Genomic DNA, 12,230 nt, shown 5'->3' on the forward strand with positions numbered 1-12,230 from the left:
GCCGGGACTCGCACATGACTTCCACCCACGCTTTCTGGCTCGCCGGCCGCCAGGCCACCGGTGAGACCACCTTCGACGTCACCTCCCCGTGGGACGGTCGGGTCGTCGGCAAGGTCAGTGTCCCGACCGAGGCGCAGGTCGAGGAGGCCGTGGCCGCCGCGTACGCCGTGCGGGACGAGTTCGCCGCCACCCCGGCCCACGTACGTGCCGCCGCCCTCGACCACGTGTCGCGCCGCCTCGTCGAGCGCACCGAGGAGATCGCGCAGCTCATCTCCGCCGAGAACGGCAAGCCGATCAAGTGGGCCCGCGGCGAGGTCGGCCGTGCGGTGTCCGTGTTCCGGTTCGCCGCCGAGGAAGCCCGCCGCTTCAACGGGGGCGAGGCGCAGCGCCTGGACACCGACCTGGGTGGTCAGGGGCGGCTCGCCGTCACCCGTCGGTTCCCCAAGGGTGTCGTCCTGGGCATCGCGCCGTTCAACTTCCCGCTGAACCTGTGCGCCCACAAGATCGCCCCGGCCATCGCCGCCGGCGCGCCGATCATCCTGAAGCCCGCGCCGGCGACCCCGCTGTCCGGCCTCATCATCGGCGACCTGCTCGCCGAGACCGTGCTGCCCGCCGGTTCGTGGAGCATCCTGCCCGTCTCCAACGAGCGGATGCCCGCCCTGGTGCAGGACGAGCGCCTGCCCGTCATCTCCTTCACGGGGTCCGAGAAGGTCGGTTACGCGATCATGGACTCGGTGCCGCGCAAGCACTGCACCCTGGAGCTGGGCGGCAACGGCGCGGCCGTCGTGCTCGCCGACTGGGCGAGTGACGAGGACCTGGACTGGGCCGCCACCCGCATCGCGACCTTCTCCAACTACCAGGGTGGTCAGTCCTGCATCTCCGTGCAGCGCGTGATCGCCGACGCGTCCGTGTACGAGCGACTGCTGCCCCGTGTCGTCGCCGCCGTCGAGGCCCAGGTCACCGGTGACCCGTCCGACGACAAGACGGACGTCGGCCCGCTGGTCAGCGAGGACGCCGCCAAGCGCGTGGAGTCCTGGGTCGACGAGGCCGTGCAGGCCGGTGCCACGCTCCTTGCCGGTGGCAAGCGCGACGGCGCCTCCTATGCGCCGACCGTCCTCGCCGACGTACCGGCCGACGTGACCATCTCCTGCGAGGAGGTCTTCGGACCCGTCCTCACCGTGCAGAAGGTGGAGGGGGAGGCCGCGGCCTTCGCCGCCGCCAACGACTCCAAGTACGGGCTCCAGGCCGGCGTGTTCACGCACGACCTGCAGACCGCCTTCCGCGCCCACCGTGCGCTGGAGGTCGGCGGTGTCGTGGTCGGCGACGTGCCGTCCTACCGCGCCGACCAGATGCCGTACGGCGGTGTGAAGCAGTCCGGTGCCGGCCGCGAGGGCGTGAAGTTCGCGATGGACGACTACACCTACGAGCGGGTGCTGGTGCTGACGGGCCTCGCCCTCTGACCGGACCCCGCAACAAGCCGACGGCCGGAGCCCGCTGTGCGGGGGCTCCGGCCGTCGGCTTGTGAGGAATCGGCGACACGGAAGCGGGAACGGCACGCACGGCGTCATGGTGTTCGGTGATCCGAACAGCGGCCGGGTCATCGTCAACCATCACAGCCTGGTCCGGCCGAACGGCAGCGAGCGCGCGCGTCCGCCCGCTCTCGCCGAGCGGGCACTACCCGCACCGGCACGTCTACAACGCGGACGGCGCCCACACGCTGCCCGCCGTGCTGATCGAGACGCTCGTCCAGTCGACGCCCGACCGGCTGGTCCTGCTGCCCGCGCCCGCGGCGGCGTACCCGACGGGTCGACTACGCGGCATCCGCACGCGGTTCGGGGCGGAGCTCGACCTCACCTGGAGCCGGAAGAAGCCATCGCGGTCATCCGCCCCACCCGTACCCGCCGCACCGAAGCCCGGACTTCCCTCGGCGCCGAACCGCTCGACCTCGTCGTCGGAGAAGACCACGTCCTCACCCTGCGGGCGTGGTAACCCCCGCAACTCCCCCCACCCATGGAAGGGACACCATGGCAACACGCGCGCTGAGCAGGATCGCCGAGACGATGCTGGCCCCCGCCCTCGCGCTGGGCGCCACCGTCGGTCTCGCCTCCGCCCCCGCCCGGGCCGCCGTCTGGAACTCCTGCGACCAATGGGGCAACACCACCCTGAACGGCTACACGCTCCACAACAACATCTGGGGCTCGGGCGCCGGCAGCCAGTGCGTCTGGGCCAACTCCGGTACCAGCTGGGGTGTGTGGGCGAACCACCCGAACACCGGGGGCATCAAGTCCTACCCCAACTCCAAGAAGGAGATCAACAGGTCGATCACCTCGCTCGGCTCGCTCTCCAGCAGCTACAACGTCACGGTCCCGTCGTCCGGCGCGTACAACACGTCGTAGGACATCTGGGACACCGACTACGACTACGAGATCATGCTCTGGGTCAACAAGACCGGAGCCGTCGGACCCCTCGGCACCTCGCAGGGCAACGTGACGCTGGGCGGTCACACCTGGACCGTCTACAAGGGCAACAACGGAGCGAACGACGTCTTCTCGTTCGTGCGCACCTCGAACTCCAGCTCCGGCACGGTGAACGTGCTGCCGATCCTGAAGTGGATCAAGGACACCAAGGGCTGGTTCGGCAACGAGACCATCGGCGACGCGCAGTTCGGCTTCGAGATCACCTCGTCCTCGGGCGGCCTCGACTTCACCACCAACAACCCGACGGTCAGCAGCAGTTGATCCCCGGATGAGCGTGCGGCCGGTCCCCCGCGGGGACCGGCCGCACTGCGCTATTCGGTCACGGGCAGCCGTGCCCCGTCCCGCAGGAACAGCGGGATGCGGTCCAGCGGGGCGTCGACGGTCACGGCCGCGCCCCCTTCGTACCTCTCACCGGTCCACGCGTCCGTCCAGTACGCGCCCGCCGGGAGGTACGCCGTACGGGCCGTCGCGCCCGCCGTGAGCACCGGTGCGACCAGCAGGTCGGGGCCGAAGAGATACGAGTCGTCCACGGACCAGGTCGCCAGGTCGTCCGGGAACTCCAGGAACAGCGGGCGCATCACCGGCAGACCCTCCTCGTGGGCCTCCCGCATCACCTTCAGCACGTACGGCTTCAGGCGCTCGCGCAGCCGCAGGTACTTCTCCAGGACGGCGCCGGCCTCCTCGCCGTACGACCAGACCTCGTTCGGGCCGCCCGTCATGTCGGGGCCGAGCGGCATGCCCGGGTCGCGGAAGCCGTGCAGGCGCATCAGCGGGGACAGCGCTCCGAACTGGAACCAGCGGACCATGACCTCGCGGTACGCCGGGTCGTCCGGATCGCCGCCGTGGAAGCCGCCGATGTCGGTGTTCCACCAAGGGATGCCGGAGAGCGCCGTGTTGAGGCCGGCGGCGATCTGGCGGCGCAGGGTCGCGAAGTCGGTGCCGATGTCGCCGGACCACAGGGCGGCGCCGTAGCGCTGGCTGCCCGCCCACGCCGAACGGTTGAGGGTGACGACCTCGGTCTCACCGGCGGCCAGCATGCCCTCGTAGAAGGTGCGGGCGTTCTCGCGGGGGTAGAGATTGCCCACCTCCAGGCCCGGACCCGTGCAATAGCGCAGGTTCTCCGAGAAGCCCGGCTTCAGCTCGGGCTCGCAGGCGTCCAGCCAGAAGGCGTCGATCCCGTACGGATCCAGGTAGTTGTCCTTCACACGCGACCAGAGGAAGTCGCGCGCCTCGGGGTTCGTCGCGTCGTAGAAAGCCACCTGGACCGTGGACGCGACCTCCTTGTCGGGCCAGTCGGCGTGCGCCGTCGGACCGTACTCGGTGCCGATGAAGTAGCCGCGCTGCTCCATGAGCTGATGGTTCTCGGAGAGCGGCGAGACCGACGGCCAGACGGACACGATCAGCTTGACGCCGAGTTCGCTGAGCTCCCGCTGCATCGCCGCCGGGTCCGGCCACTTAGCCGGGTCGAACTTCCACTCGCCCAGATGGGTCCAGTGGAAGAAGTCGCAGACGATGACGGACAGGGGCAGGCCCCGGCGCTTGTACTCACGGGCCACTGCCAGGAGTTCGTCCTGGGTGCGATAGCGCAGCTTGCACTGCCAGAAGCCGGCCGCCCACTCGGGCAGCATCGGCGTACGGCCGGTGGCGGCGCTGTAGCGGCGCTGGGCGTCGGCCGGGGCGCCCGCGGTGATCCAGTAGTCGATCTGGCGGGCCGAGTCGGCGACCCAGCGGGTGCCGTTGCCCGCGAGTTCCACACGGCCGATGGCCGGGTTGTTCCACAGGAGGGTGTAGCCGCGGCTGGAGACGAGCACCGGGACGGTCACCTCGGCGTTGCGCTGGATCAGGTCCAGGACCGCCCCCTTCTGGTCGAGCAGCCCGTGCTGGTGCTGCCCGAGGCCGTACAGCTTCTCGCCCTCGTACGCGGCGAACCGCTGCTCCAGGCGGTGGTGCCCGTTGCCGGTCGGGGTGTACAGGCGCGGGCCGGGCCACCAGAAGTGGGCGCGCTCCTCGGCGAGGAGTTCGCCGCCGTCGGCGGTGCGGACGAAGCGCACGAGCCCCTCGGCGGTCACCGCAACGGTCAGCGCGCCGACCGTCAGCCGGCCTTCTCCGCCCTCGATCTTGACGGTGCTCTCGGTGGCCGGCGGCTCGTCGAGCAGCGCGCCCGGGAGGTTCTCCAGGACCGGGCCGCCGAGCCGGGCCCGGACGCGGACCGCGTCCGGACCCCAGGGTTCGATGCGTACGGTCTCCGTGCGGCCGCTCCACTCCAGCGCGCCGTCCCGCTCACGGAACGTGCCGACGGTCGGGGAGGACTGCGCGAGGCTGACGGTGCCTTGCGGGGGCTGGTTTTCGGCAGGCTGATTCACGTGGGGTGCTCCTGGGAGAAGGAGTGGCGAAGTGACCCGGCGCGGCTCTGGCGGGCCGGGACGGGGCGGTGCCCTCACACGAGGGCGTGACTGGTCCGCGCCGGGCGCCCGGGAGGGCGTACGGCTCGGTGTACGGCGCCTCACGGCGGGGCGTACGGTCGGTGTGCGATGCCCCGGCAGGCATCGCGGCAGGGCCCGGTCAGGGCGCGGTGTGTCAGGCGGTCGGCGCCGGGCCCGTGCTCGCCCGTACCGTCAACGCGGGCGCGATCAGCACGACTTCGTCCTTGCCGTGCTCTTCGAGCTTGGCGATCAGATGCTCCACGGCGTACCGGCCCATCTCCTGCGCGGGGATGGCGACCGAGGTCAGCCGCACCGAGGCCTGCGTGGCGACCTGGTCCGGGCAGATCGCGATCACCGACACGTCCTCGGGCACGGCGCGGCCCTGCTGGCGCAGCAGCGCGAGCAGCGGGTCGACCGCGGACTCGTTCTGCACGACGAAGCCCGTGGTCCCCGGGCGCTCGTCGAGGATCCGGGCGAGGGTCACGGCCATCGCGTCGTACCCGCCCTGGCAGGGGCGGTGCAGCACGCGCAGGCCCAACTCCCGGGAACGGGACCGGAGTCCGTCGAGGGTGCGCTCGGCGAAGCCGGTGTGCCGTTCGTAGACCGCGGGCGCCTCGCCGATGACAGCGATGTCACGGTGGCCGAGGATCGCCAGATGCTCGGCACACAGTGCCCCCGTCGCGCCGAAGTCGAGGTCCACGCAGGTCAGTCCGGAGGTGTCGGCGGGCAGCCCGATGAGCACGGACGGCTGATCCGTCTCGCGCAGCAACGGCAGCCGCTCGTCGTCGAGTTCGACGTCCATCAGGATCATCGCGTCGGCGAGCCCGCTGCCGGTGACCCGGCGTACCGCGTCGGGACCCTCCTCGCCGGTGAGCAGCAGCACGTCGTACCCATGGGTGCGGGCGTTGGTCGCCACCGCGATGGCGATCTCCATCATCACGGGTACGTACATGTCGGTACGGAGCGGAATCATCAGCGCGATGATGTTGGACCGGCTGCTCGCCAGGGCCCGGGCGCCCGCGTTCGGGTGGTAGCCGAGCTCCTGGATGCTCCGCTCGACCCGCTGCCGGGTGCTCGCGGAGATGGACCGCTTGCCGCTGAGGACATAGCTCACCGTGCTCGCCGAGACTCCGGCGTGCTGGGCGACCTCGGCGAGGGTGACCATCCAGCTCTCCAAGCTTTGTGAAGCGCTTCGACAGTGCGCGTATTGCGGATAGGGCGAGTGAGGGTGGCTCGACAGTAGCTCGGTGAAGAAGACGTGTCGAATAGGTTGTCGAAGCGCTTCGACAACTAAATTCTTGAGTGCGACATGGCCATCGCCTACGCCACGGCAACCCTTTGACCACGCGGCGGCCACTGAGGGACGTACACAGACCGTCCCCCGGATGGCCCCCCCGATGCAACACCGTCGACCGCGCCTGCCCAAGAAGGCGAAGACGCTCCTGGCGAGCTCGGTGGCGCGCGCGGCCGCCGTCGGCGTCACTGTCGCCCAGGCGGGCGAGGACAGCAAGAAGTGCGGCGCCTTCGACACCGTCACGATGGGCAAGTACTACGTCAACAAAAATCTCTGGGGGCAGGACGACGGAACGGGTACCCAGTGCGTCTGGGACACCTCGCGCAGCGGCGACACCATCGGCTGGGGCACGAGCTACACCTGGGCCGGCAAGGCGGGCAAGGGAAACGCCGTGAAGTCGTACGCCGGCACCGTGCTCGGCTGGCACTGGGACTGGAAGGTGGACAGGGCGGCCGCGGAGCTGCCCGTCCGGGTCGGCGACCGCAAGCCGATCAGGACCACTTGGCAGTTCTCGGTCAGCTCCAGCCCCGGCACCATGAACGTCGCGTACGACCTGTGGCTGCACGCCAAGAACGACGCGGACCGGCAGGACCGGCCCACCGACGAAGTCATGGTCTGGCTCAACCGGCAGGGCGGCGCGGGGCCCCTCGGCACCATGTACGGCAGCGTCAGCCTCGGCGGCGCCATGTGGGACATCTACCAGGGCGACATCGGCTGGAAGGTGTACTCCTTCGTCCTCCGTACGAACATCATCGGGGCCGACCTCGATCTGGACGACTTCACCCAGGCGCTGGTCCGTCGCAAACTGTTGAGCAACAACAAATACCTCTCCGGCATCGAGTCGGGCAGCGAGGTCTTCCGCGGCTCCGGGCGGCTCGACACGAAGTCGTACTCGGTTGACATCGGCTGACACCCGGGGGGCGCGCATTGGACCGAACACTGCGCGAGGACTGGTGGGCACACCCCGAATCGGGTACATACGATCGAATAGCACCGGTCGGTAACGATCGTGCCGAACAACGCTGTACGAGCCCAAGATCCCTATTCGCGGCGAGGTGAGCCTCATGTCCGCAACACCCCAGCCCCACCAGCCCACAGTCACCGAACGTGAGGCCCGACAGGTCGCCGAGGCCGCGCGCGAACAGGACTGGCGCAAGCCCAGCTTCGCCAAGGAGCTGTTCCTCGGCCGCTTCCGGCTCGACCTGATCCACCCGCACCCCCTGCCCGCCGACGAGCAGGCGCAGCGCGGCGAGGAGTTCCTCGCCAAGCTGCGCGACTTCTGCGAGACGAAGATCGACTCGGCCCGCATCGAGCGCGAGGCGCAGATCCCCGACGAGGTGATCGACGGCCTCAAGGAGATCGGCGCCCTCGGCATGAAGATCGACACCAAGTACGGCGGCCTCGGCCTCACCCAGGTGTACTACAACAAGGCGCTCGCCCTGGTGGGCTCCGCGAGCCCCGCGATCGGCGCCCTGCTCTCCGCGCATCAGTCGATCGGAGTACCGCAGCCGCTGAAACTTTTCGGCACCCAGGAGCAGAAGGACACCTTCCTGCCGCGCTGCGCCCGTACCGACATCACGGCCTTCCTGCTGACCGAACCGGACGTCGGCTCCGACCCGGCGCGCCTCGCGACGTCGGCCGTACCGGACGGCGCGGACTACGTCCTCGACGGAGTGAAACTCTGGACGACCAACGGCGTCGTCGCGGATCTCCTGGTCGTCATGGCACGCGTACCGAAGTCCGAGGGCCACAAGGGCGGCATCACGGCGTTCGTGGTGGAGGCCGGCTCCGAGGGCGTCACCGTCGAGAACCGCAACGCCTTCATGGGCCTGCGCGGCCTGGAGAACGGCGTCACCCGCTTCCACCAGGTCCGCGTCCCGGCCGCGAACCGGATCGGCCCCGAGGGTGCGGGCCTCAAGATCGCCCTGACCACCCTCAACACCGGCCGTCTCTCCCTGCCCGCCATGTGCGTGGGCGCGGGCAAGTGGTGTCTGAAGATCGCCCGCGAGTGGTCGGCGGCGCGCGAGCAGTGGGGCAAGCCGGTGGCCTTCCACGAGGCGGTCGGCGCGAAGATCTCCTTCATCGCGGCGACGACGTTCGCGCTGGAGGCCGTCCTCGACCTGTCCTCGCAGATGGCCGACGAGGACCGCAACGACATCCGCATCGAGGCCGCTCTCGCCAAGCTGTACGGCTCCGAGATGGCCTGCTTGATGGCCGACGAACTGGTCCAGATCCGCGGCGGCCGCGGCTTCGAGACCGCCGAGTCGCTCGCCGCCCGCGGGGAGCGGGCGGTTCCCGCCGAGCAGATCCTGCGCGACCTGCGCATCAACCGCATCTTCGAGGGCTCCACGGAGATCATGCATCTGCTGATCGCCCGTGAGGCCGTCGACGCCCACCTGTCCGTCGCGGGCGACCTCATCGACCCCGACAAGTCCCTCTCGGACAAGGCGAAGGCGGGCGCGAACGCCGGTGTCTTCTACGCCAAGTGGCTGCCGAAGCTGGTGGCGGGTCCCGGCCAACTGCCCCGCTCGTACCACGAGTTCAACCAGCAGGTGGATCTGTCCCCGCACCTGCGGTACGTGGAACGCAGCGCGCGCAAGCTCGCCCGCTCCACCTTCTACGCCATGTCCCGCTGGCAGGGCCGCATGGAGACCAAGCAGGGCTTCCTGGGTCGGATCGTCGACATCGGCGCCGAACTCTTCGCGATGAGCGCGGCCTGCGTGCGCGCCGAACTCCTGCGCACCACCGGGGAGCACGGCCGCGAGGCCTACCAACTCGCGGACGCCTTCTGCCGCCAGTCCCGCATCCGCGTCGAGGAACTCTTCGCCCGCCTGTGGACCAACACCGACGACCTCGACCGCAAGGTGGTCAAGGGCGTCCTGTCGGGCACGTACGAGTGGCTGGAGCAGGGCATCGTCGACCCCTCCGGTGAAGGTCCCTGGATCGCGGACGCGACACCGGGGCCGTCGAAGAAGGAGAACGTCCACCGCCCCATTCGCTGAACTCGACCCACCCGTTCGGCAACCTTTTCCACAGGAATGCACACCAGCCCCGTTCGCCATTCCGCTGCTTGCCGCACCGAAGTTGTGCGTCAACAATGAAAGGAATGGCGAACGGGGACGGCAGATGCGCCAAGGAGTCGGGGAAGAATACAGTCACGGCATTTCCGTACAGCTGACGCATGCCCGCGGGGAGGCATGGTGGCGGCTGAACGAGATGGATCTCGTACGGGCGCTGCGCACCGTGCGCAATGAGGTGCAGCCGTTGGCGCAGAAGCTGCGCGAAGCCGCGCCGGAGACCTTCGACGGGCACCGTGACGCGCTCGCGGTCCTCCTGAACGACTGCGCGCTGGCCTTGGTCGACGAGGTGCCGCGGCCGCCCGTGGCCTCGTTCGACGCCACCGTCGGCGTGATCAAGACGCAGTCGACCCCTGCCGAGCGGCGCGCGCAGTACGCCTGCGACATCACCTACGGCACCAACACCGAGTTCGGCTTCGACTATCTGCGCGACAACATGGCGTGGTCCCAGGGCGAACTGGTGCAGCGCGGCCACCACTTCGCGATCGTCGACGAGGCCGACTCGATCCTCATCGACGAGGCGCGCACCCCGCTGATCATCTCCGGTCCGGCCGATCAGCCCACGCACTGGTACGAGGCCTTCGCCGCGTTCGCGCTGCGGATGAAGGGTGTCCTCGTGCAGGAGGAGCAGTTCACCACGCAGGCGGACAAGGACCGCCTCGCCGAGCTGCGGACCCAGTACGACTACGAGTACGACCCCAAGAAGCGCACGGTGGCGATCCTGGACTCCGGAGTGGAGTTCCTCCAGGACCAGCTCGGCATCGACAGCCTCTACGAGTCCGACCACACCCCGCTCATCGGTCACCTGAACAACGCGCTGAAGGCCAAGGAGCACTTCAAACTGGACAAGGACTACGTCGTCGTGGACGGTGAGGTGCTCATCGTCGACGAGCACACCGGCCGCATCCTCGCGGGCCGCCGCTACAACGAGGGTCTGCACCAGGCGATCGAGGCCAAGGAAGGCGTGACGATCAAGGACGAGAACCAGACGCTCGCCACGATCACCCTGCAGAACTTCTTCCGCCTCTACGAGAAGCTCGCCGGCATGACCGGCACCGCCATGACCGAGGCGGCCGAGTTCCACCAGATCTACAAGCTGCACGTCGTCCCGATCCCCACCAACCGGCCGATGGTCCGCCGCGACGACCCCGACCAGATCTACCGCACCGAGGAGGCGAAGTACGCCGCGATCCTCGCCGACATCGCCGAGAAGCACGAGCAGGGCCAGCCGATCCTGGTGGGCACCACCTCCGTCGAGAAGTCCGAGGTGCTCTCCGCGCGGCTGCGCAAGCGGGGCATCCGGCACGAGGTCCTCAACGCCAAGAACCACCAGCGCGAGGCCCAGATCGTCGCCCAGGCAGGGCGCAAGGGCGCGGTCACCGTGGCCACGAACATGGCGGGCCGCGGCACCGACATCATGCTCGGCGGCAACCCGGAGGCGATGGCACTCGCCGAGGCCGGAGAGGACGCTGATCCCGAGGCGCGTCAGGAGGTGCTCGACCGCGTCACCTCCGCGGTCGCGGCCGAGCACGACGCGGTCAAGGAGCTCGGCGGCCTCTACGTCCTTGGCACCGAGCGTCACGAGTCACGCCGCATCGACAACCAGCTGCGCGGCCGCTCCGGCCGCCAGGGCGACCCCGGCGCCTCCCGCTTCTACCTCTCGCTCCAGGACGACCTGATGCGACTGTTTCGCGCCAACGTGGTCGACCGGGTGATGTCCATGGCGAACGTCCCCGACCACGTCCCCATAGAGAACAAGATGGTCACCCGCGCCATCGCCTCCGCCCAGGCTCAGCTGGAGCAACAGCACTTCGAGTCCCGCAAGGACGTCCTGAAGTTCGACGAGGTCCTCAACCGGCAGCGCACCCTCATCTACGCCGAACGCCGCCGCGTCCTCGCGGGCGAGGACCTGCGCGAACAGATCCTGCACTTCATGGACGACACCGTCGGCGCGTACATCGAGCAGGAGACCGGCGAGGGTTTCGCCGAGGAGTGGGACCTGGAGCGGCTGTGGGGCGCGCTCGAGCAGCTGTACCCCGTGGGGATCACGATCGAGGAGCTGGAGGAGGAGGTCGGTGACCGCGCGAACCTCACCGCGGGCGAGCTGATCGACGCGGTGACGGGCGACATCCACGCCCGGTACGAGGAGCGCGAGGCCGAGCTCGGCGCCGAGGCGCTGCGCGACCTGGAACGCCTCGTCGTCCTCTCCGTCCTCGACCGCAAATGGCGCGAGCACCTCTACGAGATGGACTACCTCCGCGATGGCATCGGCCTGCGCTGGACCCTGGGCCGGGAGCCGATCGTCGAGTACGAGCGCGAGGGCTTCGACATGTACGGCGCGATGACCGACGCCATCAAGGAGGAGTCCGTCGGATACGTCTTCAACCTCGACGCCGCGGCTCCGGGCGCCGGTACCGGGCGCGGGCCCACCGACGGCCTGCACTTCACCGCGCCGACGCTGGACACGGCGGAGGGCGTGGTCGAGGGCGAGTTCGCCCCGACCGATGCCACCCCGGCCGTGTCGCCTCCGGACCGGCCCGGGCCGGAGCCGCGCGACGCTCCCGTTCCACCTCGCGCCCGCACCAGGACCCGCAAACAGCGTCGGCGCGGGCGTTAGCGGGGAAGGCGTATCTGTGGTTCGAGGCGTTCTTCAGGATCCAGCCCTTGAGCGAGATCGCCGAGGAGCTGGTGTTCTTGATCTGCACCCACTCGCCCACGAGGCTCGTGTGGGAGCGGTTGTCCGAGCCCGATCTGTCGAACCAGACGTGGTGGATGGTCACACCGCCGGCCGCCTGAGCCGGAGTGCCGAGAGGAAACGTGCCCGTCAGCGCCACGGCGCCGCGAGCGCGGGCCGGACAGCGCGTATCCGCATGAGCCCCCCAGGGTGTCGTCCACCGGCTGGTTGTCCACCGGCCAGGGGCGAGGTGTCATCACATGATCTTCACGCCGGATTCGCAAA

The 12,230-nt window shown here is 69.4% G+C and carries 5 protein-coding genes and 4 pseudogenes; 6 read left to right on the forward strand and 3 right to left on the reverse strand.

Translation table 11 applies throughout. From position 1 onward, the window contains the following. The first annotated feature begins 14 nt into the window (after positions 1 to 14). From OG390_RS37090 to OG390_RS37100, 3 genes and pseudogenes are all read left to right on the forward strand, one after another. Entirely contained in the window at positions 15 to 1,460 is a 1,446-nt protein-coding gene (locus tag OG390_RS37090) for an aldehyde dehydrogenase family protein (RefSeq protein ID WP_406174010.1), read from the forward strand. A 206-nt stretch (positions 1,461 to 1,666) separates the two neighbouring features. Next, positions 1,667 to 1,989: pseudogene (locus OG390_RS37095) on the forward strand (hypothetical protein); the annotation flags it as partial. 35 nt (positions 1,990 to 2,024) lie between these two features. Further along, positions 2,025 to 2,738, forward strand: a pseudogene (locus OG390_RS37100) (glycoside hydrolase family 12 protein). A 50-nt stretch (positions 2,739 to 2,788) separates the two neighbouring features. On the opposite strand, the gene OG390_RS37105 reads toward OG390_RS37100, so the two are convergent. Both OG390_RS37105 and OG390_RS37110 read right to left on the reverse strand, forming a co-directional pair. Continuing rightward, complete coding sequence (locus tag OG390_RS37105; RefSeq protein WP_406174012.1) at positions 2,789 to 4,840, reverse strand: TIM-barrel domain-containing protein; 2,052 nt, start codon at positions 4,838 to 4,840, stop codon at positions 2,789 to 2,791. A gap of 214 nt (positions 4,841 to 5,054) precedes the next feature. After that, positions 5,055 to 6,065: a LacI family DNA-binding transcriptional regulator gene (locus OG390_RS37110; RefSeq protein WP_406174014.1), complete on the reverse strand. Its 1,011-nt coding sequence runs from the start codon at positions 6,063 to 6,065 to the stop codon at positions 5,055 to 5,057. A 220-nt stretch (positions 6,066 to 6,285) separates the two neighbouring features. On the opposite strand from OG390_RS37110, the gene OG390_RS37115 reads away from it, so the two are divergent. From OG390_RS37115 to secA, 3 genes and pseudogenes are all read left to right on the forward strand, one after another. Next, a complete protein-coding gene (locus OG390_RS37115) occupies positions 6,286 to 7,104 on the forward strand; it encodes a GH12 family glycosyl hydrolase domain-containing protein (RefSeq protein WP_406174016.1) in 819 nt (272 codons plus the stop codon). A 154-nt stretch (positions 7,105 to 7,258) separates the two neighbouring features. Beyond that, positions 7,259 to 9,196 (forward strand): acyl-CoA dehydrogenase family protein, encoded by a 1,938-nt coding sequence (locus OG390_RS37120; RefSeq protein ID WP_406174018.1) that lies wholly within the window; start codon positions 7,259 to 7,261, stop codon positions 9,194 to 9,196. Positions 9,197 to 9,593: 397 nt separating this feature from the next. Further along, positions 9,594 to 11,888, forward strand: a pseudogene (gene secA, locus OG390_RS37125) (preprotein translocase subunit SecA); the annotation flags it as partial. A 52-nt stretch (positions 11,889 to 11,940) separates the two neighbouring features. Here the strand turns inward: secA and OG390_RS37130 are convergent. Then, positions 11,941 to 12,105: pseudogene (locus OG390_RS37130) on the reverse strand (lamin tail domain-containing protein); the annotation flags it as partial. Between the last annotated feature and the right edge of the window lie 125 nt (positions 12,106 to 12,230).

The organism is Streptomyces sp. NBC_00996 (assembly GCF_045162675.1).
GTDB lineage: Bacteria > Actinomycetota > Actinomycetes > Streptomycetales > Streptomycetaceae > Streptomyces.

Coding starts and splice junctions, on each gene's coding strand:
- OG390_RS37090 (WP_406174010.1), top strand. CDS start 15: ATGACTTCCACCCACGCTTTCTGGCTCGCCGGCCGCCAGGCCACCGGT.
- OG390_RS37110 (WP_406174014.1), bottom strand. CDS start 6,065: ATGGTCACCCTCGCCGAGGTCGCCCAGCACGCCGGAGTCTCGGCGAGC.
- OG390_RS37115 (WP_406174016.1), top strand. CDS start 6,286: ATGGCCCCCCCGATGCAACACCGTCGACCGCGCCTGCCCAAGAAGGCG.
- OG390_RS37120 (WP_406174018.1), top strand. CDS start 7,259: ATGTCCGCAACACCCCAGCCCCACCAGCCCACAGTCACCGAACGTGAG.